Genomic DNA, 26,953 nt, shown 5'->3' with positions numbered 1-26,953 from the left:
GGACGCGTGCCCTAGAGCATGTCCGCCAGGAAATCGAAATCTCCCCCGGCGGCTTTCTTCAGCCTACGGCGCTCGCGTTCGGAGAGTCCCCCCCAGATGCCGAAGCGCTCATCGTGCTCCAGCGCGTATTCCAGGCACTCCGCACGTACCTCGCACGACTGGCAGACCTTCTTGGCCTCCCGTGTCGAGCCGCCCTTCTCGGGGAAGAACGCCTCCGGGTCCGTCTGCGCGCACAGGGCACGTTCCTGCCAGCCCAGATCTTCGTCCGAGCCGTGCGCCAGCGGGATGACCTCGCTCATGCGCACCTCCTGTTGCCCCCCATAGATGTCCCCGACCCATTTTCGTCCCCCGGGCCGGGTGGAATCCCACCTTGAAATTACACGCGCGCCGCTTGCTTCGAGTCAAGCGCCCTGCGTGGTAATCCACTGAATATCATGTAACGAACCGCCAACGGCGACTCGGAGATGTCCGTTCTGTGGATTACCACGCAATTCACGGCCTTCCAGGGCGGTGGAGTGCGTGGAGCCCCGATCGGGGATCAGCGCTTGTCCTCGCTGCCGTACCAGCCCTGCTGGCCACCGGTACCGCCCTGTCCTTGCTGGTCAGAGCCGTATCCGGCACCGGAGCCGTACTGGGCTCCGTACGATCCGCCGCCCTGTCCGGACGCGTCCGTACCGTTGTTCTCACCCGAGTTAAAGAATGGATCAACTTTACCCTCGGACTGGGCGTCCTGCGCGGGCCGTCCCTGGTCGGCGCCCTGGTACCAGCCGTACTGGATGGCGTCCTGGGCGGCCTGATCGCCGACGACGGGCATCTGCTCGGTGCTCTGCGGGGCGTACTGGGCCGGGTCGTAGGCCTGGCCGTACTCGGCCTGCTGCCCGGAGGCGTCCGCCTGCTGACCGTACTGCTGGGAGGCGTCGTACCCTTGCTGGGCATAGCCCTGCTGGGCACCCGTCCCGTACTGCTGCTGGGCGGCGTCGGTCCCGTACTGCTGACCGTACTGCTGCGAGGCGTCGTAGGCCTGCTGCTGCCCGGAGGCGTCCGCCTGCTGACCGTACTGCTGGGAGGCGTCGTACCCCTGCTGGGCATAGCCCTGCTGGGCACCCGTCCCGTACTGCTGCTGGGCGGCGTCGGTCCCGTACTGCTGACCGTACTGCTGCGAGGCGTCGTAGGCCTGCTGCTGCCCGGAGGCGTCCGCCTGCTGACCGTACTGCTGGGAGGCGTCGTACCCCTGCTGGGCGTAACCCTGCTGGGCACCCGTCCCGTACTGCTGCTGGGCGGCGTCGGCCGCGTACTGCTGACCGTACTGCTGCGAGGCCTCGTACCCCTGCTGGATCCCGGACCCGGTCTGCGCGGGGTCGGCCGGGGCCGGGAAGCCCGCGTCCTGCGCCGGGTACGCGGGCTGCGCGAAGGACTGCTGCGCGCCGGTCGCGGGCGGGTACTGCTGCGGCGGGTACTGGTACTGCTGCTGCGGCGCGGGCCGGGGCACCAGCGTCGGGTCCCCGAACACCTTGAGCAGGGCGAAGCCGACGACGCCGAGCACCGCGGCGGAGCCGAGCGTGGACACGAAGCCCGCGAAGCCCAGGCCGATGTTCCCGGCGTCGGCCGCGCCGACGAACTCGGTGATGAGGTTGATCGCGGCGAACAGCAGGCCGACCGCGCTCATGACCATGCCGATGAGCACGATCGGCGACGCCGCCCGACGCGTGCGCTCGCTCGTCAGCACGAGTGCGGCCGCGGCGGCCAGCAGCAGCGGGACGTGGAGGCCGAAGAACGACCCGCTCGCCCCGCCCATCGCACCGGAGAAACTGCCCGGGTACACGGAGCCCGCGATCAGGCGGATCAGGCCCGAGAGCATGGACGCTCCCACCGCGCCGACCAGGACCCAGGCCCCGGGAAGGCGCAGGCGTTCTAGTGTTTCGTTGTTCAAGAGAGGTTCCCCTCTGCTGCTTCTTCGCCGTCGCGTCGGTGGAAGCTTGGCATATCGTCGGACTGTCGGGTGAATCGGCCGCGTCCTGGTGAAGGTGCGGGGGGACACCGGAGCGGGCCGAAGGGGTGAGACGGCGACCTTCGCCCCGGGGTTCACGGACTCCCGGTACCGGAACGGTCACACGAGGGGCGCGAGCCCACGGCGGGGCAGACGACCCATACACGCCCCCAGCCTGCCAGACTTGGACGCATGCGGATAGTCGTACCGGCCGGCGGTATCGGCGGTGCGCGTTTCCTCCGCGGCCTCAAGGCCGCGCTCGGAATCGGCGCACCGGCCACCGACGAGCAGACCACGGTCAACACCATCACCGTCATCGGGAACACCGGTGACGACATCACCCTCTTCGGGCTGAGGATCTGTCCGGACCTGGACACCGTGATGTACACCCTCGGCGGGGGGATCGACGAGGAACAGGGCTGGGGCAGGGCGGACGAGACCTTCACCGTCAAGGAGGAGCTCGCCGCCTACGGGATGAAGCCCACCTGGTTCGGCCTGGGCGACCGGGACACCGCCACCCACATCGTGCGCGCCCAGATGATCGCGGCCGGGTACCCCCTCTCCGCGATCACCGAGGCGCTCTGCGACCGCTGGCGGCCGGGCGTGCGCCTGCTCCCCATGACCGACGACCAGGTCGAGACGCACGTGGTCGTCGACGACGGCGGCGGGCGCCGGGCGATCCACTTCCAGGAGTGGTGGATCAGGCACCGGGCCGCCCTGCCGGCCGAGCAGATCATCAGCGTCGGCGCCGACGCGGCCGCGCCCGCCCCCGGCGTGCTGGCCGCCGTCGCCGAGGCCGACGCCGTCATCATCCCCCCGTCCAACCCAGTGGTCAGCGTCGGGTCGATCCTCAACGTGCCCGGCATCCGCGAGGCCATGGTCGGCAAGACCGTCGTGGGCGTCTCCCCCATCATCGGCGGGGCGCCGGTGCGCGGCATGGCCGACGCCTGCCTGACCGCGATCGGCGTGGAGACGGGCGCGGGCGCGGTCGCCGAGCACCTGGGCTCCGACCTCCTGGACGGCTGGCTGGTGGACGACGCCGACGCCGGCACCCGGGTCGAGGGCGTGGAGGTGCGCTCGCGCCCCCTCTACATGAGCGATCCGGCCGCCACCGAGGCGATCGCCCGTGCCGCGGTCGACCTGGCCGTGGAGCTGTCGGGGAGCGGCGCCGCGGACGGGGGGACCACGGGTTGAGCGCCGAACTGCGGGTACGCGGCCTCGGCGGCATCCCCGAGGTGCGCGAGGGCGACGACCTGGCCGCCCTGGTCGCCGACGCGGCGGAGGCCTCCGGGACCCCCCTGGCCGACGGCGACATCGTCGTGGTCACCTCCAAGGTGGTCAGCAAGGCCGAGGGGCGCTCCCGGCGGATGGACCGGGAGGAGGCCGTGGACGCGGAGACCGTCCGGGTGGTCGCCCGCGCGGGCCGCACCCGGATCGTGCAGACGCGGCAGGGCCTGGTCATGGCCGCGGCCGGGGTGGACGCCTCCAACGTCGAGCCCGGTACCGTCCTGCTGCTGCCCGAGGACTCCGACGCCTCCGCCCGGGCGCTCCGCGCCGGGCTGCGCGCGCGACCGGGTGTGAACGTGGGGGTGATCGTCTCCGACACCTTCGGACGCCCGTGGCGTATCGGCCAGACCGACGTCGCCATCGGCGCGGCCGGCCTCTCGGCCGTCCAGGACCTGCGCGGCACCGAGGACTCCCACGGCAACCTGATGGAGGCGACGGTCAACGCGGTCGCCGACGAGATCGCCGCGGCGGGCGAACTGGTCAAGGGCAAGACGAGCGGTGTCCCGGTCGCGGTCGTCACCGGCCTGGGCTCGCTGGTCACCGAGGAGGACGGGACGGGCGCGGCCGCGTTGGTCCGGCCGGCGGACGAGGACCTCTTCCGGTACGGGTCGCGGGACGTGGTCCCGGCGCGGCGGACGGTGCGCTCGTTCACCGACGAGCCCGTGGACCCCGCCGCCGTGCGGCGCGCGGTGGCCGCGGCGGTGACGGCCCCCGCGCCCCACCACACGACCCCGTGGCGGTTCGTGCTGGTGGAGTCGGCGCAGACGCGGAAGAGGCTGCTCGACGCCATGCTGCAGGCATGGGTGGCCGACCTGCGCGGCGACGGTTTCACCGAGGAGCAGATCGCCCGGCGGACGCGGCGCGGCGACGTGCTGCGCGGTGCGCCGTACCTGGTGGTGCCCTTCCTGGCGGCCGACGGCGCGCACCCCTACCCCGACGCGCGCCGGGCGGACGCCGAGCGGTCGATGTTCCAGGTGGCGATGGGCGCCGGGGTGCAGAGCCTGCTGGTGGGGCTGGCCATGGAGGGGCTGGGCTCGGCCTGGATCTCCTCGACCATGTTCTGCGCGGACGTGGTGCGCGAGGTGCTGGACGTGCCCCGGGACTGGCAGCCGATGGGCTCGGTGGCCGTGGGGCACGCGGCCGAGCCCCCGCGGGACCGCCCGCCGCGCGACCCGGAGGACTTCGTCACGGTGCGGTAGCGGGCGCTGCGGCCCCGGACGGGCCCGCGTCCGCCGCCCCGGGACGCCGGTTCCCGCACCGCGGGGCCGGCGTCCGTCCTGTCCGGGGCCTGCCCGCGTCGGCGGCTCCGAGTCGGACGGCGCGGCCCCGGGACCGTCCCCTCCCGCCGGTCCCCCGGCGCGTCCGGAGGCGCCGGGGGGCCGTCGGCGCGATCCTGGTCCGGCCGGGAGTCGAGCGGGGGGCGCGGGATGAACGTCGAGGAGTACGTGGTCGCCACGCTGGTGATCGTGGTCGCGGTGATCTGCGGCCGACTGGTCGCGGGGCGGCTCCGGGTGCCGGGCGCGGTCGTCCTGGCACTGCTCGGCATGGCCCTGGGGGCCGTGCCGTGGATGCACTCGCTGTCGATCTCCCCCGAGGTCATCCTCCTCGTGTTCCTGCCGCCGCTGATCTACAACGCGGCGTTCTTCTCCTCGCCCCGGGACATGCGCGACCTGATGCGGCCCATCGCCGTGATGGCCGTGGGGGTGACGCTGGCCACCGCGTTCGGCCTGGCCGCGGTCGTCCACCTGCTGATGCCCTCGGTGGGGTGGCCGGCCGCGATCGCCCTGGGCGCGGCGATCGCGCCGACGGACGCCGTGGCGGCGTCGGCCATCCTCAAGCGGGTGGGCACCCCGCGCAGGGTGCTGACGATCCTGGAGGGCGAGTCCCTCATCAACGACGGGGTGGCGCTGACCCTGTTCAGCCTGGCCGTCACCGCGATGGCGCGTCCGCTCACGCCGCAGGAGGGCGTGGTGGAGCTGGCGAAGGTCGTGGCGGGCGGCCTCCTCTACGGGGCCGTGGTGGCCGCGGCGGTGGCGTGGTCGCGTATGCGCATGCGGGACCCGTCCCTCCAGCTGATGGTGGTGCTGGTCACGCCGTTCGTCGCGTACATCCCGGCGGAGATGGCCGGGTTCTCCGGCGTTCTGGCGGCGGTGGTCGCCGGGTTCTACCTGGGCACGCGGGGCGAGGGCCTGCTGCCGCCGAGGGTGCGGGTGAACGGGCAGACGATCTGGTCGACGCTGGTGAGCCTGCTGGAGTCGATGCTGTTCGTGGTGCTGGGGCTCCAGTTGGACGCGGTGGCGGCGGCCGTGCGGGAGCACTTCGCCCTCCTGTGGCTGCTCGGGGTCGCCCTGGCGACGACGGCCGCGGCGGTCGTCCTGCGCATGGCGCTGATGCTGGCCGTCATCCCGGTGCAGCGGGTGGTGCGGTTCCTCAACCTGGAGGTCTCGTCCTTCCGGGAGCGGATCGTCATCGGGTGGAGCGGGATGCGCGGGGCGGTGTCCTTGGCGATCGCCCTGTCCCTGCCCGCCACCCTGGGCGGGGAGCCCTTCACCGACCGGGGCGCACTGGTGTTCGTGGCGGGCGTGGTGGTGCTGGGGACGCTGGTGGGTCAGGGGACGACGCTGCCGCTGGTGCTGCGGCGGCTGGGCCTCGCCGAGGAGGGCGCCCGGCAGCGGGAGTTCCTGCGGGCGGACGAGCAGATGAGCTGCGCGGCGCTGAGCAAGGTGGACGAGCTCCTCCGCGAGGGGGAGCTGGACGAGAAGACCGCCGACTCCCTGCGCGGCGTGTACGTCCGCCGGGTGGGCCAGGTGCGGGGGCTCCTCGACGCGGAGGACGGCCGGGCCCGGCGGCGGGTGGACAGCGGCAAGGCGGTGCACGCCCAGATCACGCAGGCGAGGCGGGACACGCTGATGTCGATGTACCGGGAGGGCGACATCGACCACGAGGTGTTCCGGGCGATGAGCCGCGACCTGGACATCCGGGACACGGGCACCGGCCCGTACGGCGCGTGAGCGGGGCCGGGCCCGGGTCCCGGCGGGGACCGGTACCCCGAGGCGCCCGGGCCGTTGCGCGGAAGGCTGACCCGAAGAAAGTGGTACGCGATCCCAAAGAAAACTACAAACTTTCCTTACCATTTCCATTGACGGGACCGGAAGCCAACTTTAAAGTTTCTTAACAATTAAGCGGCTCCCCCGGGAGCCCCCTTCGTCTCCCCCGCTCGACGAAAGGAGCACCCCCATGCTCAGGACTCAACGCCACCGCCGGTCCAAGGGGCGCAAAGCCGCTCTCACCGGCACCTTCGCGGTTCTGGCCGCCGCCCTCGTGGCGGGCTTCACCCAGATCGCCCCCTCTCCCACCGAGGCGGAGACCGTGGCCGACGGCGAAACCGTCCAGACCCAGCAGACCGGGCAGTGGCTCACCGGCTACTGGCACAACTTCGAGAACGGCTCCGGGGTGATGCCGCTGACGGAGATCCCCGCCGAGTACAACATGGTGGCCGTCGCCTTCGCCGACAACCACGCCACCCTCGACGGCGGCATCACCTTCAACCTCGCGAGCAGCGAGCTGGGCGGCTACACCGACGCGCAGTTCCGGAGCGACATCGCGGCCGTCCAGGCCCAGGGGCGCAAGGTCATCATCTCCGTGGGCGGCGAGCTCGGCCACGTGAACGTCACCAACCCGACCCAGGCGCGGAACTTCGCCGACACCGCCTACGGGCTGATGCAGGACTACGGGTTCGACGGGGTCGACATCGACCTGGAGCACGGCATCAACGCCCAGCACATGTCCGCCGCCCTGCACGACCTCGGCTCCCGGGTCGGCCCGGGCCTGATCGTCACCATGGCGCCGCAGACCATCGACTTCCAGAGCCCCGACCGCGAGTACTACAAGCTCGCGACGGACATCGCCGACATCCTCACCATCGTGAACATGCAGTACTACAACTCCGGGTCGATGCTCGGCTGCGACGGCCAGGTGTACAGCCAGGGCACCCCGGACTTCGTCGCGGCGCTCGCCTGCATCCAGCTGGAGATGGGGCTGCGCCCCGACCAGGTGGGCCTGGGCCTGCCCGCGGTGCGCTCCGCGGCGGGCGGCGGCTACATGGCGCCGAGCCAGGTGGTGCGCGCCCTCGACTGCCTGGAGACCGGCGCCAACTGCGGCTCGTTCTCCCCCCGGACGCCGTACGGCCCCATCGGCGGTGTGATGACCTGGTCGATCAACTGGGACGCCACCAGCGGTTACGCCTTCGCGAACACCGTCTCCGCCCGCCTGGACAACCCGGGCGGCGGCGGGCAGCCGACGGAGCAGCCCACGGAGCAGCCGACCCAGCAGCCCGGCGAGTGCACCGCCTCCGCCTGGTCGTCCGGCTCCACCTACACCCAGGGCGACCGCGTGGCCCACGGCGGCCGTGAGTACCAGGCCCGCTGGTGGACCCGGGGCGAGGAGCCCGGCACGACCGGCGAGTGGGGTGTCTGGACCGACGTCGGCGCCTGCTAGGACCACGACCGCGCGGAGGTCCCCTCCCCTCCCGCTGCGCGCGGCCCCCGCGGACCCCCGCCACTCCCCTCCCGGGGGGTCCGCCTCCCAGGAGAAGGGGCGGAACGCCGTCACACGGCGTTCCGCCCCTTCGTTCTCCCCGGCACCGGGGTCCCCGGGCCCGTCCCGCCCCTCAGACCAGGGGGAGGGACGGGCGCAGAACGCTCGGCGCCACGCCGTCGCTGGCCTCCGCGACGCGCTGCCGCTCCTGGGGCACCTCCCCGTAGAGGGTGGTGCGCTGCCGGACCGGCCGGCCGGTCGGCCCGACCATGGAGCGGATGTCGGTGATCGTCTTGAACGACCCCTGCCCCGAACCGGCCATGCGGCTGATGGTCTCCTCCATCAGGGTGCCGCCCACGTCGTTCACGCCGCCCGCCAGCAGCAGTCGGCAGGTGTCCTCCTCCAGCTTCACCCACGAGCACTGGATGTTGTCGATGTGGCCGTGCAGCAGCAGGCGGGCCAGGGCGTGCACCGCCCGGTTCTCCCTGACGGTCGGGCCCGTGCGGGCCAGCCCGGCCAGGTAGATGGGCGAGTTCGTGTGCACGAACGGCAGCGGCACGAACTCGGTGAACCCTCGGCGCCCGTTGCGCTCCACCGAACGCTCCTGGAGGGAGCGCAGCAGCTTGATGTGCGCCACCCAGTGCCTCGGCGAGTCCACGTGGCCGTACATCATCGTCGACGTGGTCGGGATGCCCAGGTCGTGCGCGGTGGTGATCACGTCGATCCACTCGCTCGCGGGCAGCTTGCCCTTGGTGAGGATCCAGCGGACCTCGTCGTCGAGGATCTCCGCGGCCGTGCCGGGGAGCGAGCCCAGCCCCGCCTCGCGGGCGCGGGTCAGCCACTCGCGCACCGGCAGGTCGGTGCGGGCGGCCCCGTTGACCACCTCCATCGGGCTGAACGCGTGGACGTGCATGTCGGGGACGCGCTCGCGCACGGCCGACGCGATGTCGAAGTAGGCGGTGCCGGGCAGGTCCGGGTGGATGCCGCCCTGCATGCACACCTCGGTCGCACCGGCCTTCCACGCCTCCTCGGCCCGGTCGGCCACCTGGTCGAGCGAGAGCGTGTACGCGTCGGCGTCGGTGCGGCGCTGCGCGAACGCGCAGAACCGGCAGCCGGTGTAGCAGACGTTGGTGAAGTTGATGTTCCTGGTCACCACGTACGTGACGTCGTCGCCGACCACGTCGCGCCGTACGCGGTCGGCCAGATCGGCGAGGGCTTCGAGCTCGGGGCCGTCCGCGTGCAGCAGGGCGAGCGCCTCGTCGTCGTCCAGTCCCGCGGGGTCGGCCTCCGCGCTGCGCAGCGCCGCGGCGATGTCCGGGTCGAACCTGCGGGGCACGGCGCCGTCCCGGTCCACGCCGGAGCGCAGTTCGTCCCAGTCGCCGTAGACGGAGTCGAAGTCGCTCCGGCGGTCGCCGGTGCGCCCCTCGGCGTCGATGCCCGTGTGCAGGTCGGTGCGGCCGGAGGAGACCAGGACGGCCTCGCGCTCCTGCCAGGGCCGCCCCTCGATGACCGCGTCCTCCCGTGCCAGGCCGGTCTCCGGGTCGGCGAGCGCGGCGACGTGCCCGGCCAGGCGGGGGTCGAGCCACGGCTCGCCCGCGCGGATGTACTCGGGGTAGACGGTGAGCCGCTCGCGCAGCGTGAACCCCTGGCCGGCGGTGCGCGCGGCCAGGTCGTCGATCTGCGGCCAGGGGCGCTCGGGGTTGACGTGGTCGGCGGTGAGCGGCGAGACGCCGCCCCAGTCGTCGATGCCCGCGCGCAGCATCAGCGCGTACTCGTCCACGCCGCCCGACTCCGCCCCGATGAGGTTCGGGGGCGCCTGGATGTGCGCCTTGGGGCCCATGACCAGGCGGGTGACCGCGATCGTGGCGGCCATCTCCTCGCGTTCTGCGTCGGGCCGGTGCATCATCGCGGTGCCGGGCTTGGCGCGGAAGTTCTGCACGATGACCTCCTGGACGCCGCCGTGGCGGCGGGAGACCCCGCGTATCGCGAAGACGGACTCGGCGCGGTCGGCGACCGTCTCGCCGATCCCCAGGAGGATGCCGGTGGTGAAGGGGACGCTGGAGCGGCCCGCGTCCTCCAGCGCCCGCAGCCGCACCGCGGGGTCCTTGTCGGGACTGCCGTAGTGCGCCTGGCCCTTCTCGGTGAAGAGCCGGGTGGAGGTGGTCTCCAGCATCATCCCCATCGACGGGGAGACCGGCTTGAGCCTCTGGAAGTCCGCCCAGGTCATGACGCCCGGGTTGAGGTGCGGGAGGAGCCCTGTCTCCTCCAGGACCATGATCGCCGTGGCCCTCACGTAGGACAGGGTGTCGTCGTAGCCGTGCGCGTCGAGCCACTCGGCGGCCTGCTTCCACCGGTCCTCGGGTCGGTCCCCGAGGGTGATGAGCACCTCCTTGCAGCCCGCCCGGGCGCCCTCGCGGGCGATCTCCAGGACCTCGTCGGGCGACATGAAGGGCGCTTCCAGGCGTCCGGGGACCGTCGCGAACGTGCAGTAGTGGCAGCGGTCGCGGCACAGGCGGGTCAGGGGGACGAACACCTTGCGGCTGTAGGTGATGACGCCGGGGCGGCCCGCGGCCTCCAGCCCGGCGTCGCGCACCCTGCCGGCGTGTTCGAGGAGGGTCTCCAGGTCCTCCCCCCTCGCGTGCAGGAGGACCTCCGCCTCGGCGACGTCGAGCGTCTTGCCGTCCCGGGCCCTCGCCAGGGCCCGGCGCATCGCGGAGGGGGTCGGCGGCCTGGAGGCCGGGGCCTGGGAGGACACGGGGAAGGGGTCGTTCGCACCACTCATAGAGCGCACCCTACGCCCCGCCCGTTCCGCCCGCGCGGACGCACCGCCGCTCGCGGAGGGGCCGGGGCCGCCGCCCCGGCGCGCGTCGGCGGAACCCCCGTCCTGTGCCGGGGCCGCCCGTTCGCGGCCCGGCGGTGATCGCGCCCCGGGCCCTCCCCGCCGCCCGTACCGGACCGGAGCGGGCGCGTCCCGGCCCGGAGGGGCGCCGGAGCGTCCCCGGACGGGGGGACACCGGACCGTCCCCGGACGGGGGGAAGAGACATAGGGTCGTCAGGTGAACGAAGGAGGAGTGGCGTGCTGAGTCGGCTGCGCGGCAACCCGTGGGTCCGGTCCGCGCTCTTCCTGGCGGTGTGCGCGTGCGCGGGCGCGGCCCTGCACGCGAACTGGGCGCAGGCACGGGACGCCGCCGCCGAGCTCCCGCTGTGGGTGCTCCCGGCCGCGGTCCTCTCCGGCATGGCGGGGCTGACCGCGCAGATGCTCGCCTGGAGGGCCCTGCTGGCCGGGCTCGGCTCACCGCTGCCGCGCCGGGTGGCGTCCCGCGTGATGTTCGTGGGCCAGCTGGGCAAGTACCTCCCGGGCTCGGTGTGGGCGTTCGTCGCCCAGGTCGAGCTGGCACGAGACCGGGCCGTGCCGCGGTCCCGGGGCGCCGCCGCGACCCTGCTCGCCGTCGGCGTGACGGTCGCGGTGAGCCTGGCCGTCGCCGCGGTCGCCCTGCCCCTGTCGTCGGCGGAGGCCGCCCGCCGCTGGTGGTGGGCGCTGGCCCTGGCCCCGCTCCTGCTCGCCGCCCTGCACCCGCGCGTGGTCGGCCTGGGCTTCCGGCTGGCCGCCCGCCCGTTCGCGCGCTTCCGGGAGGTGGCGGAGGCCGGCCCGCTCGGCGTCGGCGGGAGGGCGATGGCCGCGGCCGCGGGGTGGACCCTGGTGGCGTGGGTCCCCCTGGGGGCCCACGTGTGGCTGCTGACCTGGGCCGTCGGCGGCGACGCGGTGCGCTCGCTGGGCCCGGCCGTCGGCGCCTACGCGCTGGCCTGGACGCTGGGCCTGCTGGTCGTGTTCGCCCCTGCCGGGCTGGGCGTGCGCGAGGCGGTCCTGGTCGTGGCGCTGGCCCCGGTGGTGGACGCCGGGGCGGCCCTGGTGGTGGCGGTGCTGTCGCGGCTGGTGATGACCGCCGCGGACCTGGCCTGGGCCGGGCTGTCGGTCGTGTTGTCGCCCGCGCCGGAACGGGGCGCCGGCGCCTCGCGCGGCGGTCCCGCTCGGGCTCGCTGAGCCCGGACCCGCGTCCTCGCCCGGCGCGCCGACGTCGGCCGTACCCGGCCCTGACCCGGTGGGGCCCTCCCCGGGCACGCTCACGGGCCAGGCCCCGTCGGGGCCCGATCCGCGGTTCTCACCGTCCCCGCCGGGCACGCGCGGGCGCGCCGACGGCGGGCCGCACGGACCCCCTTCGCCCTCCCGCCCTCGCCAAGCGCGCTCACGGGCCAGGCCCCGCCGGGCGGCCGTCCTCGCCGGGGCCCGACCCGCGGTTCTCACCGTCCCCGCCGGGCGCGCGGGCGCGCCGCGTACCGGAGCACGTCCTCCCCCGGGCCCCGCTCAGGCCCCGAGCAGGCGCTCGGTGTAGGCACGCCAGTAGGGGTCGGCGTCCACCGGGCGGACCCCGGCGCGCAGCCGCGCCGGCTCCCCCGGGGCGTAGAACTCGCCGAGCGCGCGTGCCAGGTCGGCCGCGTCGCCCGGCTCGCACAGCAGGCCGTCGACCCCCTCGCGCACGTGGTCGGCGAGCGTCCCGGCCCGGGTCGCCACGACCGGCAGCCCGTGCTCGTGGGCCAGCCACACGTTCTGGGTGGCGGTGGCGGTCCGGTAGGGCAGGACGACCGCGTCGGCCGAGCCGAACAGGCCGGGGAGGTCCTCCGCGGGCACGTACCCGTCGAGGAACCGGACGCGGTCGGCGACCCCGAGCGCGGCGGCCTGGGCCGCCAGATCGGCCGTCCCGCCCCAGAACTCCCCCGCGACGGTCAGCGTCACGTCCGGCGGCGCTCCCTCCGCCAGGGCGCGCAGCAGCAGGTCGACGCCCTTGTAGGGGCGGACGATGCCGAGGAACAGCAGGTGCCTGCGCTCGCCGCCCGGGGCCGCGCCGTCCGGGGTCGCGGTTCCCCCCGTCTCGGGCAGGTGCGGCGGCATCTCGGCGACCACGGGCCGGTCGCGGCCCGGACCGAGCAGGCCCTCGGCGAGGAGGGCCTGCCCGGGCGAGTGCGTGAGCACGCCGTCGGTCCGGCGCAGCAGGGCGCGGACCAGGGACACGTCGACCGGCCGCCGCTCGTGCGGCAGCACGTTGTGGCACAGCGCGACCACCCGGGCGGCGCCGCGACGGGACCTCACCCCGGCGAGGATGCCGAGGTAGGCGGGTACCTGGACCGGTGAGAAGACGGTGAGGACCACGAGGTCGGCCTCGCGCGCCAGCCGCCGCCCCGCCCGCCACCACCCGTCCGGCCGGTACCAGGCCAGGTCGTGGCGGGTGTCCGGGTACGGCTCCCCCTCGGGAGCGGCTATGGTCTGCCGCCCCGGGTACAGGGCGGCGGGGTACTGGGCGCGCCAGGACTCGATCGCCGTGGGGTGGCCGAGCGCGCTCAGCCGGTGGGCGAGCTCGGTGGTGTGCCTGGCCCCGCCGCCCTTGTACGGGTGGGCGGGCCCCACGAGCACCACCCGGGACGGAGCGCCGGTCACGGGTTCTCCCGGGAGCGCACGATCAGGTCGGCCAGCAGCGCGATCGCCGCGATGATCAGGCCCGTCATCAGGATCATGACGGTGTTGTTGGGGATGTACAGCGGGTTGCGCACCTGGTCGAACACGAACTTGGCCGTGCCGAGGCCCAGCAGTACCAGTGCCGGCGGCATGAGGACCTTGAGGGGGTTGAAGTACATGACCATCCGCAGCACCTGCAGGATGTACCGGTAGGCGTCGCTGACGAAGTGGAACTTGGACTTGCCCGCCCGCTTCGCGTACTCGATGGGCACGTACCTCACCGGGTGCTGGTTGGACAGGAACGCCAGCGTGATGGTGGTGACGCAGGAGAACCCGGGCGGCAGCAGCCTCAGGTAGGGACGGGCGACGTCGCGCCGGAAGACGCGCAGCCCGGAGTTGAGGTCGGGGATGCGGGTGTTGGTGAGCCGCTCGGCGATCTTGCGGATCATCCACTTGGCGGGGACCCGCAGCGCCTTGTGCGACCCCATCTCCTGGGTGCGGGCGCCCACCACCTGGTCCAGCTCGGGGTCGGCGTCGAGCATGGCGACGAGTTCGGGGATGCGCTCGTTGGGGTAGCTCATGTCCGCGTCGGTCCACACCACGAACTCGCCCCGCGCCCGCTGGCTGCCGAGCCGGCGCACGGTGCCGGATCCGCCGTTGTGCCCGAACGCGATGACGCGCATGTGCGGGTAGAGGCCCTGCACGTCGCGCAGGCGCTCCAGGGTGCGGTCGGTGGAGGCGTCGTCCACCGCGAGCAGCTCGTAGCCGTAGCCGGAGCCGTCCATGGCGGCACAGATCCGTTTGACCTCGTCGACGACGTGGTCTTCCTCGTTGTAGCAGGGCAGCACGATGGTGACCCGCACGGGCGGGGTCTGGTCGGGCCGGCGGGTGTCGTCGCTCGTCTGGCTCATGGGTTCTTCTCAGCGGGTGCGGGTGCGGGAGGGGGCGTGGCGGGGCCGGTCCGCGGGGGCGGGGTCATCCCCCGGCGGGGAGCACGGACACCCACACGCTCTCGTTGAAGGTCCAGTGGCCTGTCGGGGGTTCCATGAGGGTACTCGGATCCATCTCGGCCAGGACGTGGAACGGCCGCTCGACGTTCTCGGTGCTCCCGGTCAGGTCCTCCAGCACCTGCCACTGCGAGGCCGCCAGGACCGCGTCGCGCCCGCGGCCGTGGATCTCGGCGACCACCCGGTCGACGTCCTCCGGCGTCGGCTCGTCCATCGCCGCGGTGGGGACGCCGCAGACGTTCCTCAGGAGCGGCATGTAGTTCCCGGCCATGCCGGGGTCGACCACGACCACCGACGCGTCCTCCGGCAGCGCCGCGCACAGCTCCTCGGTGGCCGCGACCGATCCCACGTCCTGCCGGTACCCCATGATCCCGGCGGCCGAGGTGGCCGCGGCGGGGCCGAGCACTGCCAGGGAGGCACTGGCGGCGACCACCGCGGGGAGGACCTGGAAGGCCGGCCCGCGCCGCCCCGGGGCCGCGGCGACCGTGCAGTAGCGGGTGAGCCACGCCAGGAACCAGACCGCGAACAGGATGAACGCCGGGATGACCAGCACGATCAGCCGCCGGCTCGCCCAGGGGTGGTCGGGGGTGATGGCGGGGCGCAGGAGAGTGGTCGTGACGGTCCACACCAGCAGCATGGCGGGCAGCAGCCACTGGGGGTCCCGGCGCAGGACGAGGCGGCGCAGCACCAGCGCCACGCCGAGGGAGGCGAAGAGGACGGTGCCCAGGCCCACGTACCAGCCCACCCAGTACAGGCTCATGTCGTAGTAGGTGCGGCTGCCCTCGATGGGCCACAGCCCCTCCCGCTCCTGGACCGAGGCCACCCAGGCATCGGTGAAGTCGCTGCCGTGGCCGTAGTCGGGCCAGAACAGGGGGCGGATCGCGAACCCGACCATGGTGAGGAGGGCGAGCGCGGTCACCGCGTGGGGAAGCCAGCGGACGCGCTCCACGCGGGGGACGCCGAAGCGCCACAGGGCGGCCGTGGCCGCGGCCGTGACCGCGATGACCGCCGCGCTGATCAGCAGGAGGGGGTTGAGGGAGTCGGACAGGTACTCCAGGTAGGGCAGGGACAGCCCGTACCCGGCGTACAGGCCCAGGCCGACGCCGAGCACGAGCCCGCCGAGCAGGGGGAGTGCCTGCCCCCGCCTGGCCAGGAGCAGGAGGCCGATGAACCCGACCACGGGGAGCAGGTCGCGGATCGCGTCGATCCGCACCACCAGGGCGAGGCCGAACGCCAGCCCCGCCGCGGCGGCGAGGGTGTGGGAGGCCGACCAGCGGTCGGTGAGGACGGTGCGGCGGACGAGCGCGTCGTAGGCCAGGACCATCCCGCCGATCAGGAGGATCTGGGTCAGGGGTTCGCTGTAGGTGAAGCGGCTCACCCACTGCTGGGGCAGGCACACGGCGAGCACGAGGGCGCCCAGGGGGGCCCAGCGCGCGCCGACCAGGCGCGCGGTGAGCCCGGCGAAGGCGAGCACGCCGAGCGCGCCGAGGAGGGGCGTGGTCACGAGCATGCCGTCGAGCCCGCCCAGCCAGTAGCCGATGGAGGTCACCAGCGGCGCGCCCGCCATGAACTGGGGCCAGATCACCCCGTCCCGGTCGTAGTGGGCGAGGCTCTGGTAGCTGAGCGCCGGATCGTCGCCCGCGATGAGCTCGCGCTGCTGCGGGATGGGGAGGTGGCCGTTCTCCGCGATCCACACGGTGTACATGGCGTAGGAGGCGGGGTCGCGGCGGATGACCAGGGCCTCGGCGTGGTAGGCCACCTGGACGGCGGCGAAGCCGACCGTGATCACCGCGACGAGCACGAGGGGCCACCAGGGGACGGCCTCGTCCTCGGGCGGGTCCGGGACGAACCGCGGCACGAGCACGCAGGCCGCGATGACGGCGGGCGTCCCCAGGACGGCCGCCGCCACGGGGGTGAAGGAGCCGAGGGCCAGGAGGGGGAAGGCCACCAGGAGCCAGGCCGACACGGCGATCGCGGGGAGCGCGGTGACACGGGCGAGGAGCCGTCCGGGGAGCAAGCGCATGGGGCAACTCTGGCAGTTCCCGGCGGGCTGTGCACACCGTGCGGCGGTTCTCGTCGGACGTTCCGGTTCCGGGGCCCCGCCGTGGCCGGGCGGAACCGGTCCGGGACCGCCCGGACACGGCGGACGGGGCGGGCGCGGGACGGTGTGCCGTGCGGGGGCGCCCCTGAGGGCCCCGGGCCGACGGCGGGGTCGAGCGGTTCGACCGGATCCCGGCCGGGGACGGGCCCACGCCCGCCCCTGCCGGTGCGGGACCGGGAAGCGGGAGGCGTTCACCGGACGGCCGCACCACTGCGATCACCGTGAGTCCTGGGGTGGCTGGTCCGGGACCGGCCGGTCGGAGCAGGCGTCCACCGGTTCCGCACCGCCGTCGGCGCCCCTCCCGCCTCCCTCGCTACCTCACCTCTCAGAGCAGTACACCTAGAGTGGCGGTCATGTCCGAAACTCCCGCGCAGCTGTGGCGCGCACTCGTCTCCGCCGACCCGTCCCGTCCGTTCGTGACCTCCTACGACCCCTCCGGCGGCCGTGTGGAGCTGTCCCGGGCCACGTTCGACAACTGGGTGTCCAAGACCTCGAACATGCTGGTGGACGGCTTGGGCGTGCAGCCGGGCGACCGGGTCGTGATCGCCCTCCCGGTGCACTGGCAGTCGCTGGCGTGGCTCCTCTCGTGCTGGTCGGTGGGCGCGGTGGCGGAGTTCGTCCCGGACGGCGGGGACGTCCCCGGGGGCGCGCAGGTCGCGGTCGCCGGAGCCGGGCTCCTGGAGAGCGCGCTGGACAGCGGCGCCGACGAGGTCGTCGGCACCTCGCTGCACCCGCTGGGCCTGCCGCTGTCCGAGGTCCCGCCGATGGTGCTCGACTACTCCGTCGAGGTCCGGGGGTACGGCGACCGCTTCCCGGCCTACCCGGTCGACCCGGACGGGCAGGCGCTCCTGGGCCCCGGCCCCCGCACGGGCGCGGACCTGGCGGCCGGGGCCCGGGAGCAGGCCGCGGCCTGGGCTCTGTCGGCCGACGACCGCCTGGGCCTGTTCCTGGAGCCGGACGCGCCGATGACGGCGCTGGGCGGGGGTGCGGAGCTCCTGCTCGCACCGGTCGCGGCGGGTTCTCCGATCGTGGTGACCCCGGCGGACCCCGCGGCCCCGGCGAAGGTCGTCGAGCGGGCGGAGATGGAGAAGGTCACGGTGGTGGGGACCGCCGCCGGGACGGCGCCCCTCGACGGGATGCCCTTCCGGTCGGTCGGCCCGGTCTGAGACGTCCGGGGGACGCGCCCGGGGCGTCCCCCGGGGCTCCCGGCGGCCCGGCCGCCTCAGACGGCCGGGGCGTGCGTCCCGCCCTCCCCGTGGTCCGGCGGTTCCGACCGCCGGGCGCGGTCGGCCCGGCGCCGCTCCGCATGCGCCGGGCGGCGCGCCCCGCGGACGAGGCGGTCCCGGGCCGCCTCGCGCTCCCTCTCGGCCCGGTAGGCCGCGGCGGCCTCGGCCGCGGCGTCGTGGTGGTGGTTCATGGGGCCTCCCCGGGGTCCGTGCGCCGGGAGAACCCCTCCCGACAGGCTCCAGGGTCGGTCTGAGGCGGCCGCGCCCGCCATCGGCACATCACCCGAATACGGCGCGGGCCCCGCCTCAGAACGCCCCCGCGACCGCGCACCTCGGCCTAAGAGGGCCTCAGGGGCCTGAGGCCGCGGGACCGTTCCGGCGCTCCGCGGGCGGCACGGGACGCGGCCCCGGCCGGTCCCCACCGCACCCGGGACCGCGCCCCCACGTCCTAGTCCTCCCGGTAGAAGGCGTCCAGGGCCGAGCCCGAGCGCTTCTCCTCGTCGTAGGTGTAGACCTCGCGCCCCTCCACGAACACCCTCAGGGCTCGGCTCATCACGTCGAGCGGGTCGCCGGACCAGACGACCACGTCGCCGTCCAGCCCCGGCGTGAGCGAGCCGACGCGGTCGGAGATGCCCATGATCTCGGCCGGGTTGACCGTGAGGGCGCGGATCGCGGACTCGGGCGCCATGCCCTCCTTCACGCACAGGGTGGCCTGGTGGACGAGGAACTCGATCGGGACGACGGGGTGGTCGGTGGTCAGGGCGACCTTCACCCCGGCCCGGTCCAGGATGCCGGGGTTGGCCAGCGTCTTGTTCTTGACCTCCACCTTGGAGCGGCTGGTCATCAGGGGGCCGGTGATGACGGGGATGCCCCGTGCGGCGATCTCGTCGGCGAGCAGGTGGCCCTCCGTGCAGTGGTTGATGATCAGCCGGTAGCCGAACTCGTCCGCCAGGCGCATCGCCGTGTGGATGTCGTCGGCACGGTGCGTGTGCTGGCACCAGGGGATCTCGCCGTCCAGGACCCTGGTCAGCACCTCCAGGGTGTTGTCCCGGTCGAACGGGGTGCCCTCGCCCGCGGCGTGGTCGCGCCTGGCCTTGTAGTCCTGGGCCTTGGTGAAGGCGTCCCGGATGACCGCGGCCACGCCCTGGCGGGTGGAGGGGACCTGGTCCTTCTTGCCGTACACCCGCTTCGGGTTCTCGCCCAGGGCGCTCTTGACGCTGGCCGGCTGCTTGATCAGGCGGTCCTCCATGCTGCGGCCCCAGCACTTGACGGCCACGGTCTGTCCGCCGATGGGGTTGCCCGAGCCCGGCTTGACGACCGAGGAGGTGACTCCGCCGGACAGGGCGTCGACGAAGCCCCGGTCCGCGGGGTTGATGGCGTCGAGCGCGCGCATGCGGGCGCCGTTGGGGTCGGTCATCTCGTTGGTGTCGTCCCCGGCCCAGCCGACGCCCTCCTCGTCGATGCCGAGGTGGCCGTGGGCCTCGACGAAACCGGGGAGCACCCACTTGCCGGAGGCGTCGACGACGGTGGCGCCCTCCGGGACGGGGGTGTCGGCGTCCGCTCCGACCGCGGTGATCCTGCCGTCGGAGATGACGACGGTGCCGCCGTCGATGGGGTCGCCGTCCACGGGGACGACGTATCCGGATGTGATCGCGATATCCATGGCGGGCAACCTAGCCCATGACGGGACGTCGCCCCAAGGACGGGAGCCGGCGCCCGTCAGCCGGAGGGCCAGCGCGCCGTCAGCAGCTCCGAGCGGGGCGTGAGTTCCACGGCGGCCTCCTCGATGGCCTCGCGGACCATCGCGCAGCGCCCCACCTGCTCGGACTCCGCGGTCAGGTCGCCGCCCTCGGCCGCGAACGCGTACACCATCGTGGGCCGGTCGGCGAACTCCATCATCCGGAACGCGCCGCCCAGGCCGGGGTGGTGCGCGGTCTGCTCGGGGATCACGCCCACGGTGACGATGCCGGCCCCGATCAGGTCGGCGAGGAAGTCCCGCTGGGCGTTGAGGACCCCGGCGCCGCCCTGGGGGCGCTGGAGGGCGGACTCGTTGAGCACGACCCGCAGCGCGGGGCCGTCCGGTCCCGTCATCGCGGCCCGGTTGGCCATCTCCTCCTCGACCATCAGCTCCACCTCGTCCGGGGACAGGGCGGGGTGGCCGGGTCCGAGGACGGCGCGGGAGTACTCGCGCGTGCGCAGGAACACCGGAACGGCCATGGGCTGGTGCTCCCACAGGTCGGTCGCGTGCACGGCCAGCTCGCGCTCGTCGCCGAACTCGTTGGGGAAGGCCTCCGCCTGGAGGGTGATGGCCCATGCCTCGACCAGCTGGTGGTCGGTCCCGAGGACGTTGTCGACCCGCTCCACCAGCGAACGGGCCGGTCTGCAGTGGGCGTCCTCGACCGCCCGGAGCTTGTCGTCGGTCACGCCGACCGTGGCGGCGAGCTCGGCGCGCGAGAGTCCCCGGTCGGAGCGGGCGCGCAGGATCCGCGCGCCGAAGGGGAGCCACATCGCAGACGGCAACGCACTGTTCACACCCATGTCCCCTCCCGTCGCCTGGCGGGGCCGGCCTCGCATACCCTCGGGTCGACGCCCCGACCTCGTTCCCCGACCCTCTCTCGCGTCGGGGGCGCCGGTCAAGCGATCGGGCGGGTGCGGCGATCCGTGATAAGTCATCACAAGGACTGACAATGCCGCCCGCCGTTCGCGCGATCCCCCGATTGGAAACCCCCGTTGTCCCACCTCGCCCTCCTGCTGTTCGTCGTCGCCCTCGGCGTCTGGATCTACGCCCTGTTCGACGTTGTCGGCTCCGACGCCGACGCGGTGCGGCTGCTGCCCAAACCCGCCTGGACCGTCGTCGTTCTGCTGTTGCCCAAGATCGGGGCAATACTCTGGTTCGCCCTGGGCCGGCCCCGCCGGGCCCCGTCCGCCGCGCCCGCCGGGCCGCCCCCGCCCTTCCCGGAGTACGACCACCCCCACCGGGCGCGCGCCGCGACCCCGGAGGAGGACGAGGAGTTCCTCCGCCGCTGCCGCGAGCGGGCCGACGCCCAGCGGCGGCGCGCCCGCGAGGCACAGGAGAAGGCCGGGGGCGAGGAGGCCGAACGGGGTGACGGCGACGGAGGCGAGGGGCGTGACGGTGACGGGGATCCCCGCCCCACCTGACCCGGGCGCCCCTGGAGCCGCATCGTGGTCGAGGCATGACGGACTGTGCGACACCCCGGGACCGGGGTGCTCCACGGCGCCGAGTACGCTTTGTGCCGCCCGACCGCGCCACTCACCCCGGAAGTGAACCGATGAAGCCTTTCACCCTGTCGGCGACAGCCGTACTCGCCTGCACCGCGCTGCTCGCCACCACAGCCTGCGGCGGCGACGGGGCGCCGGCCGACCAGGGGGAGCCCGCCGGCGGGGACTCCGCGGCGCCCGAGCAGGAGCAGACCGGCAGCCCCGCCGAGGTGGACGTCACCGACGTCGAGGGCGCCACCTTGCACACCAGCGAGGGCGACATCGAACTGGAGCTGTTCCCCGAGGACGCGCCGGTCACGGTGTCCAACTTCGTCGGCCTGGCCGAGGGCGAGGGCGTGCCCAACCCGGTGACGGGCGAGGCGGCGTTCTACGACGGCACGGTCTTCCACCGCGTCATCGCCGACTTCATGCTCCAGGGGGGCGACCCGCAGGGCACCGGCCAGGGCGGTCCCGGCTACACCTTCGAGGACGAGGTCGAATCCGGCCGGGAGTTCTCCGAGCCCGGTGTCCTCGCCATGGCCAACCGGGGAGGGGGCACCAGCACGAACGGCTCCCAGTTCTTCATCACCGTCGCGCCGACCCCCCACCTGAACGGCGAGCACACCATCTTCGGCCAGGTCGCCGACGAGGAGTCCATGGAGATCGTGAACTCCATCTCCGTCACGGAGACCGACGCGAACGACCGCCCCACGCAGGACGTGGTCATCGAGTCCGTCACCGTCAACCGCGCCGGCTAGCCGCACCGCCCCGAGACGCCGGGCACGCGGGTCCCGGCCGCCCCGAGCCCCCGGCCGCCCTCCCCGAGGGCGCGGGGGCCGCGCGGAGCGGTCCGCGCGGCCCGGGACCGGCGCGGGGCAGGCCCCGCGCCTCAGCGGCGGCGCTTGGCGCGGGCGGCCCGCGCCCGCTCGACGGCCGGGCCGATCGCCTCCACCAGGGCCGTGACGTCCTCGCGCGTGGAGGTGCGCCCCAGGGACAGCCGCAGGCTGCTCAGGGCGGTGTCGGGGTCCGCCCCCATCGCCAGGAGCACGTGGCTCGGCTGGGCGACGCCCGCGGAGCAGGCGGAGCCGGTGGAGCAGGAGATGCCCCGGGCGTCGAGGAGCATCAGCAGTGCGTCGCCCTCGCAGCCGGGGAACGACAGGTGGGAGATCCCGGGCAGCCTGCGCTCGCGGTCGCCGTTGACGACCACGTCCGGGACCACGGCGCGGACGCCCTCCTCCAGTTCGTCGCGCAGGCACGCGAGGTGCTTGGCGTGCTCCTCGCGTTCGGCGACGGCACGGTCGACGGCCGTGGCCAGGCCCCTCAGCAGGGGCGTCGAGAGGGTCCCGGAACGGATGTCGCGCTCCTGGCCGCCGCCGTGGAGGACGGGGGTCGGGGCGGTCCCGCGGGCGATCAGCAGCGCCCCGGCTCCGACGGGGCCGCCGAGCTTGTGCCCGCTGACGGTGAGGGCGGTGACGCCGGCGGCGGCGAAGTCGACCGGCTCCGCCCCGACCGCCTGGACGGCGTCGGTGTGGAAGGGGATGCCGTGCTGGGCGGCGACGGCGGCGAGCTCCTCGACGGGCTGGACCGTGCCGACCTCGTTGTTGGCCCACATGACGGAGACCAGCGCGACCGACCCGGGGTCCCGCTCGACGGCCTCGCGGAGGGCCGCGGGGTCGAGCCTGCCCAGGGCGTCCACGGGCAGCGCCTCGTGGACGGCGCCCTGGTGCTCGGCCATCCAGTGGGCCGGGTCGAGGGCGGCATGGTGTTCCACGGCGCTGGTGAGGATGCGCCGCCGGGCGGGGTCCTCGGCGTTGCGCGCCCAGTAGAGGCCCTTGACGGCGATGTTGTCGGACTCGGTCCCGCCTCCGGTGAAGACCACCTCGTGCGGGGTGGAGCCGAGCGCCCGCGCGATCCGCTCGCGGGACTCCTCGACGGTGCGGCGGGCGGCGCGGCCGTGGCCGTGCAGGGAGGAGGGGTTGCCGAGGGAGCCGAGCTCGGCCGCGATGTCGGCGACCACCTCGGGACGGACCTCGGTCGTGGCAGCGTGATCCAGATACACCATGGCGTCACCAAGGATACGTCCGTCCCGGGCCGTCCTCGGCCCCGCGGGGGCCGCTCCCCTCCCGGCCGTGCCGAGGAGGGGTGTGCCGTCCGTCCCCGGCCGTCCACAGGCCGGTCTCCACGGCTCCCCGTCCTTTTCCGGTCCCGATAACCTTGGGTCATGCCCGACTCCATGTCCTCGCAGCCCGCCCAGACCGACACGACCCCCCGGACCGCCGCCGAGGGCCCCCACTGGCCCGCGCCCGTGGCCGAGCGGCCGGTGCGCGCCCGGCTGGCCCTGCCCGGCTCCAAGTCGGTCACCAACCGCGCCCTGATCCTGGCGGCGCTGTCCGAGACGCCGTCGGTGGTGCGCCGGCCCCTGGTGAGCCGGGACAGCGAGCTGATGGTGGACGCCCTGCGGGCGCTGGGCACGGGGGTCTCACAGGTCGGGGACGACCTGGAGGTCACGCCCGCCGCGCTGCGCGGACCGGCCTCGGTCGACGTCGGCAACGCGGGCACGGTGATGCGGTTCGTGCCCCCGCTGGCGGCCCTGGCCGCGGGCGAGGTGCGCTTCGACGGGGACCCGCGCGCCCGCGAGCGGCCCGTGGGCGAGCTCCTCGGCGCCCTGCGGGCGCTGGGCGCCGACATCGACGACGGCGGCCGGGGCGCGCTGCCCATGACCATCCGCGGCACCGGCGGCGTGCGCGGGGGCGAGGTGGTCCTGGACGCCTCGGGTTCGTCCCAGTTCGTGTCGGCCCTGCTGTTGAGCGGGGCGCGCTTCGCCGAGGGCGTGCACGTACGCCACTCGGGGCCGCCGGTGCCGTCCCGGCCGCACCTGGACATGACGGTGGAGATGCTGCGCGCCGCCGGGGTGTCCGTGTCGGTGGAGGAGAACTCCTGGAGGGTCGAACCGGGACCCGTCCGGGTCGGCGACGTCACGGTGGAACCGGACCTGTCCAACGCCGCGCCGTTCCTGGCGGCCGCGCTGGTCAGCGGGGGCGAGGTGACGGTCGAGGGGTGGCCCGGGCGCACGACCCAGCCCGGGGACGAGCTCCGTTCGCTGTTCACGCGGATGGGCGGGGAGGTGACCCTGTCGGAGGCCGGCCTGACCCTGCGCGGCACCGGGGAGGTCCGCGGCATCGAGGCCGACCTGCGCGACGTCGGCGAGCTCACCCCCACCGTCGCGGCGGTGGCCGCGCTCGCCTCCACGCCCTCCCGGCTGACCGGCATCGCGCACCTGCGCCGCCACGAGACCGACCGGATCGCCGCCCTGGCCGCCGAGGTCAACCGGCTGGGCGGTGACGTGGAGGAGCTGCCCGACGGCCTGGTCATCCGGCCGCGCCCCCTGCACGGCGGGGTGTTCCACTCCTACGACGACCACCGGATGGCCACGTCCGGCGCGGTGATCGGGCTCGCGGTGCCCGGGGTGGAGGTGGAGAACATCGCCACCACGCGCAAGACGCTGCCCGACTTCCCGGGCCTGTGGGCGGAGGCCCTGGCATGAGCCGCACGCGGGGCGGGGGACGCCACCTGGACGAGGACGACATCCGCGTGCGCGCCCGGGGCGGTTCCAAGCCCCGTACCCGCAACCGGCCCAAGCACGAGGGCGCCGTGGAGGGCATGGTCACCGCCGTCGACAGGGGCCGGTACCGGTGCCTGGTCGACGGCGTCCCCGTGGTCGCCATGAAGGCCCGCGAGCTGGGCCGGGGCTCCATCGTCGTCGGCGACCGCGTGGACGTGGTCGGCGACCTGTCCGGCCGGGCGGACACGCTGGCCCGGGTGGTGCGGGTCCGCGACCGCGGGTCGGTGCTGCGCCGCACCGCCGACGACACCGACCCGGTCGAGCGGGTGATCGTCGCCAACGCGGACCAGTTGGCCATCGTCTGCGCCCTCGCCGACCCGGCCCCGCAGCCGCGCTTCGTGGACCGCTGCCTGGTGGCCGCGTACGACGCCGGGCTCTCCCCCCTGCTCTGCCTGACCAAGGCCGACCTCGCCGCACCGGACGAGCTGGTGCGCGTGTACGAGCCCCTGGGGGTGCCCTTCGAGGTCCTCAGCCCCGAGGGCGGCCTGGAGGGGCTGCGGGAGCGCCTCTCCGGCCGGACCACGGTCCTGGTGGGCTCCTCCGGTGTGGGCAAGTCCACCCTGGTCAACCGGCTGGTCCCGGGCACCGACCGGGCGGTGGGCCACGTCAACGCGGTGACGGGGCGGGGCCGCCACACGTCCACGTCGGCCGCGGCCCTGCCGTTCGAGGGCGGCTGGCTGATCGACACCCCCGGGGTGCGCAGCTTCGGCCTGGCGCACATCTCCCCGGAGGACATCGTGGCGGGCTTCGCGGACCTGGCCGAGGCGGCCGAGGGCTGCCCGCCCGGATGCGCGCACCAGCCCGACTCCGCCGACTGCGCGGTCGGCGCGGCGCTGGAGCGCGGCGCGCTCGACCCCGCCCGTGTGGCGTCCCTGCGCCGCCTGCTCGCGAGCCGCGAGGGGGACACCGACGAGCCGGAGGCCTGATCCGGCCCGTTCTCGGCGGCTCCCCGCCCGTGCCGTTCCGGGGCGCCTCCCCCTCCCCCGGCGCCCTGTCAGCCGCCGACCGGCTGCCCCGGGCCCCGGACCGGCTCCCCGGGTTCGGGCGGGACCCCTCCGATGTTGGCGCGCCCCCAGTCGCCCAGCGGGGCGAGCGCGTCGTTCAGGGAGCGGCCGAGCGGGGTCAGGGAGTACTCGACCCGGGGCGGCACCTCGCCGAAGTCCTCGCGGTGCACGATGCCGTCGTCCTCCAGCTCCCTCAGGTGGGAGGCGAGGACCTTCTCGGTGACGCCGTCGAGCGCGCGCCGCAGCTCGCCGAAGCGGTGGGGACGCTCGTCCAGGGCCCAGAGGATGAGCACCTTCCACTTGCCGCCGATCACGTCCATCGCCGCGTCGATACCGCAGTGGTAGGCGTCCGCCCCTCGTCTGGTGACCATCCCCGCACCCCTTCCGCCTGCACGCTTACCCGCGGGTGAGCACGCACTCCACAGTGCGTACTTGTCGGCCCCCGCGCCGTGGACGAGCCTAGTCGACATGACGAAGACCTCACCGGGCACCGACCCGACCGCCGAGCCCCGTATCGCCCTGCTCGGGCTGGGGGCCATGGGCGCCGCCCTCGCCCGGACCTGGCTCGCCGCCGGGTACCCGCTGACCGTGTGGAACCGCACCCCGTCCCGCGCCGAGCCGCTCGCCGCCGAGGGCGCCGACGTCGCCGCGACCGCCGCCGAGGCGGTCGCCTCCGCCCGCCTCGTGGTGACCTGCCTGCTCGACGACGCCTCCGTGGGCGAGGCCCTGGAGGGAGCCGACCTCTCCGGCAGGGACCTGGTGGACGTCACGACGGGGACCCCGGCCGAGGCCCGCGCCCGCGCGGAGTGGGCCCGGGAGCGCGGGGCCCGGTTCCTGAGCGGCGGCATCATGGCGGTCCCCCCGATGGTGGGCGTCCCCGAGGCGGGCGGCTACGTGCTGTACAGCGGCGGGTCCGAGGTGTTCGAGGAGCACCGGACCGCCCTGGAGGCGCCGCTCGGCGCGAGGTACGTCGGCGGGGACGCCGGTCTGGGGCCGCTCCAGGACGTGGCCCTGCTCAGCGCGATGAACGGCATGTTCGCCGGGATGGAGCACGCCCTCGCCCTGGTCCGGGACGAGGACGTGCCCCTGAGGGGGTTCGCGGGACTCCTCGCCGACTGGCTCGTCGCGATGGCCCCCGCGGCCGCCCCGGTCATGGCCGAACAGGCGGGGACCGGCGACTACACGACGGACACGGACTCCAACCTCGCCATGCAGATCGAGGGCAACAGGACCCTGATGCGCACGGCGCGGGAGCAGGGTGTGGGCACCGAGCTCCTGGCCCTGTACGGAGACCTCATGGAGCGGCGCCTGGCCGCCGGTGGCGCCGCCCCGGCCGCGGCCGAGCGCCGCTGACCCCGGCCCGGGGGGGGGCCCGGGGGGGGGGGGCGGGGGCCGGGGGGGGCGGGGCCGGGGCGGGGGGGGGGGGGGGGGGGGGGGGGCCGCGCCCGCCCGCCC

At 74.4% G+C, this 26,953-nt stretch carries 22 protein-coding genes; 11 read left to right on the top strand and 11 right to left on the bottom strand.

From position 1 onward, the window contains the following. Nucleotides 1–11: 11 nt before the first annotated feature. Both ACIRPH_RS14585 and ACIRPH_RS14580 read right to left on the bottom strand, forming a co-directional pair. Nucleotides 12–299 carry a WhiB family transcriptional regulator gene (locus tag ACIRPH_RS14585; RefSeq protein WP_014908913.1) on the bottom strand — a complete coding sequence of 96 codons (288 nt, stop codon included), beginning with the start codon at nucleotides 297–299 and terminating at the stop codon, nucleotides 12–14. Nucleotides 300–538: 239 nt separating this feature from the next. After that, on the bottom strand, nucleotides 539–1,930 hold the full coding sequence (locus ACIRPH_RS14580; protein ID WP_402914048.1) for a hypothetical protein: 1,392 nt from the start codon (nucleotides 1,928–1,930) through the stop codon (nucleotides 539–541). Nucleotides 1,931–2,179: 249 nt separating this feature from the next. On the opposite strand from ACIRPH_RS14580, the gene cofD reads away from it, so the two are divergent. The 4 genes from cofD to ACIRPH_RS14560 all read left to right on the top strand — a co-directional run bounded on the left by cofD (nucleotide 2,180) and on the right by ACIRPH_RS14560 (nucleotide 7,771). After that, a complete protein-coding gene (gene cofD, locus ACIRPH_RS14575; protein WP_402914046.1) occupies nucleotides 2,180–3,181 on the top strand; it encodes a 2-phospho-L-lactate transferase in 1,002 nt (333 codons plus the stop codon). After that, nucleotides 3,178–4,473, top strand: coding sequence for a coenzyme F420-0:L-glutamate ligase (locus ACIRPH_RS14570; protein WP_402914043.1), 1,296 nt, complete (start codon nucleotides 3,178–3,180; stop codon nucleotides 4,471–4,473). Before cofD ends, ACIRPH_RS14570 begins: the two co-directional genes overlap by 4 nt. Before the next feature lie 228 nt (nucleotides 4,474–4,701). Continuing rightward, nucleotides 4,702–6,285, top strand: coding sequence for a Na+/H+ antiporter (locus ACIRPH_RS14565; protein ID WP_402914040.1), 1,584 nt, complete (start codon nucleotides 4,702–4,704; stop codon nucleotides 6,283–6,285). A 226-nt stretch (nucleotides 6,286–6,511) separates the two neighbouring features. After that, complete coding sequence (locus tag ACIRPH_RS14560) at nucleotides 6,512–7,771, top strand: glycosyl hydrolase family 18 protein (protein ID WP_402914037.1); 1,260 nt, start codon at nucleotides 6,512–6,514, stop codon at nucleotides 7,769–7,771. Between the two features lie 172 nt (nucleotides 7,772–7,943). Here the strand turns inward: ACIRPH_RS14560 and ACIRPH_RS14555 are convergent, their stop codons facing one another. Then, nucleotides 7,944–10,592 carry a bifunctional FO biosynthesis protein CofGH gene (locus ACIRPH_RS14555; RefSeq protein WP_402914034.1) on the bottom strand — a complete coding sequence of 883 codons (2,649 nt, stop codon included), beginning with the start codon at nucleotides 10,590–10,592 and terminating at the stop codon, nucleotides 7,944–7,946. A 294-nt stretch (nucleotides 10,593–10,886) separates the two neighbouring features. Between ACIRPH_RS14555 and ACIRPH_RS14550 the strand changes: the two genes are divergently transcribed. Then, complete coding sequence (locus ACIRPH_RS14550) at nucleotides 10,887–11,852, top strand: lysylphosphatidylglycerol synthase domain-containing protein (RefSeq protein ID WP_402914031.1); 966 nt, start codon at nucleotides 10,887–10,889, stop codon at nucleotides 11,850–11,852. A gap of 321 nt (nucleotides 11,853–12,173) precedes the next feature. Here the strand turns inward: ACIRPH_RS14550 and ACIRPH_RS14545 are convergent, their stop codons facing one another. The 3 genes from ACIRPH_RS14545 to ACIRPH_RS14535 form a co-directional block, all read right to left on the bottom strand. Further along, entirely contained in the window at nucleotides 12,174–13,301 is a 1,128-nt protein-coding gene (locus ACIRPH_RS14545; RefSeq protein WP_402914029.1) for a glycosyltransferase family 4 protein, read from the bottom strand. After that, nucleotides 13,298–14,230 (bottom strand): glycosyltransferase family 2 protein, encoded by a 933-nt coding sequence (locus tag ACIRPH_RS14540; RefSeq protein WP_402914026.1) that lies wholly within the window; start codon nucleotides 14,228–14,230, stop codon nucleotides 13,298–13,300. Before ACIRPH_RS14540 ends, ACIRPH_RS14545 begins: the two co-directional genes overlap by 4 nt. 64 nt (nucleotides 14,231–14,294) lie before the next feature. Continuing rightward, nucleotides 14,295–16,349: a hypothetical protein gene (locus ACIRPH_RS14535; RefSeq protein WP_402914025.1), complete on the bottom strand. Its 2,055-nt coding sequence runs from the start codon at nucleotides 16,347–16,349 to the stop codon at nucleotides 14,295–14,297. 431 nt (nucleotides 16,350–16,780) lie between these two features. On the opposite strand from ACIRPH_RS14535, the gene ACIRPH_RS14530 reads away from it, so the two are divergent. Next, nucleotides 16,781–17,593, top strand: a complete 813-nt coding sequence (locus tag ACIRPH_RS14530) for a TIGR03089 family protein (RefSeq protein ID WP_402914022.1) — start codon at nucleotides 16,781–16,783, stop codon at nucleotides 17,591–17,593. 56 nt (nucleotides 17,594–17,649) lie between these two features. On the opposite strand, the gene ACIRPH_RS14525 is transcribed toward ACIRPH_RS14530, so the two are convergent. From ACIRPH_RS14525 to ACIRPH_RS14515, 3 genes are all read right to left on the bottom strand, one after another. After that, complete coding sequence (locus ACIRPH_RS14525) at nucleotides 17,650–17,844, bottom strand: hypothetical protein (protein ID WP_402914020.1); 195 nt, start codon at nucleotides 17,842–17,844, stop codon at nucleotides 17,650–17,652. Between the two features lie 257 nt (nucleotides 17,845–18,101). After that, on the bottom strand, nucleotides 18,102–19,316 hold the full coding sequence (locus ACIRPH_RS14520; RefSeq protein ID WP_402914018.1) for an amidohydrolase: 1,215 nt from the start codon (nucleotides 19,314–19,316) through the stop codon (nucleotides 18,102–18,104). A gap of 56 nt (nucleotides 19,317–19,372) precedes the next feature. Beyond that, nucleotides 19,373–20,191: a Scr1 family TA system antitoxin-like transcriptional regulator gene (locus ACIRPH_RS14515; protein ID WP_402914016.1), complete on the bottom strand. Its 819-nt coding sequence runs from the start codon at nucleotides 20,189–20,191 to the stop codon at nucleotides 19,373–19,375. A gap of 192 nt (nucleotides 20,192–20,383) precedes the next feature. On the opposite strand from ACIRPH_RS14515, the gene ACIRPH_RS14510 reads away from it, so the two are divergent. Together ACIRPH_RS14510 and ACIRPH_RS14505 are read left to right on the top strand one after the other, a co-directional pair. After that, nucleotides 20,384–20,812: a PLD nuclease N-terminal domain-containing protein gene (locus tag ACIRPH_RS14510; RefSeq protein WP_402914014.1), complete on the top strand. Its 429-nt coding sequence runs from the start codon at nucleotides 20,384–20,386 to the stop codon at nucleotides 20,810–20,812. Between the two features lie 131 nt (nucleotides 20,813–20,943). Next, nucleotides 20,944–21,630, top strand: a complete 687-nt coding sequence (locus ACIRPH_RS14505) for a peptidylprolyl isomerase (protein WP_402914012.1) — start codon at nucleotides 20,944–20,946, stop codon at nucleotides 21,628–21,630. Nucleotides 21,631–21,761: 131 nt separating this feature from the next. Here the strand turns inward: ACIRPH_RS14505 and ACIRPH_RS14500 are convergent, their stop codons facing one another. After that, entirely contained in the window at nucleotides 21,762–22,934 is a 1,173-nt protein-coding gene (locus tag ACIRPH_RS14500) for a cysteine desulfurase family protein (RefSeq protein WP_402914010.1), read from the bottom strand. A 159-nt stretch (nucleotides 22,935–23,093) separates the two neighbouring features. On the opposite strand from ACIRPH_RS14500, the gene aroA reads away from it, so the two are divergent. Both aroA and rsgA read left to right on the top strand, forming a co-directional pair. Beyond that, nucleotides 23,094–24,416, top strand: a complete 1,323-nt coding sequence (aroA, locus tag ACIRPH_RS14495; RefSeq protein WP_402914008.1) for a 3-phosphoshikimate 1-carboxyvinyltransferase — start codon at nucleotides 23,094–23,096, stop codon at nucleotides 24,414–24,416. Further along, nucleotides 24,413–25,420: a ribosome small subunit-dependent GTPase A gene (rsgA, locus tag ACIRPH_RS14490; protein ID WP_402914005.1), complete on the top strand. Its 1,008-nt coding sequence runs from the start codon at nucleotides 24,413–24,415 to the stop codon at nucleotides 25,418–25,420. The genes aroA and rsgA overlap by 4 nt, the downstream gene beginning before the upstream one ends. A gap of 68 nt (nucleotides 25,421–25,488) precedes the next feature. Here rsgA and ACIRPH_RS14485 read toward each other — a convergent pair whose 3' ends face one another. After that, a complete protein-coding gene (locus tag ACIRPH_RS14485) occupies nucleotides 25,489–25,869 on the bottom strand; it encodes a winged helix-turn-helix transcriptional regulator (protein WP_402914003.1) in 381 nt (126 codons plus the stop codon). 97 nt (nucleotides 25,870–25,966) lie between these two features. Here ACIRPH_RS14485 and ACIRPH_RS14480 point away from each other — a divergent pair, with 97 nt between their 5' ends. Next, nucleotides 25,967–26,851, top strand: coding sequence for an NAD(P)-dependent oxidoreductase (locus tag ACIRPH_RS14480; RefSeq protein ID WP_402914001.1), 885 nt, complete (start codon nucleotides 25,967–25,969; stop codon nucleotides 26,849–26,851). The last annotated feature ends 102 nt before the right edge of the window (nucleotides 26,852–26,953 follow it).

It is taken from the genome of Nocardiopsis sp. NPDC101807 (genome assembly GCF_044766605.1).
GTDB classification, from domain to species: domain Bacteria; phylum Actinomycetota; class Actinomycetes; order Streptosporangiales; family Streptosporangiaceae; genus Nocardiopsis; species Nocardiopsis tropica.
The sequence above is the reverse complement of the archived record's forward strand: the minus strand, read 5'-3'. Positions and strand labels throughout refer to the sequence as shown.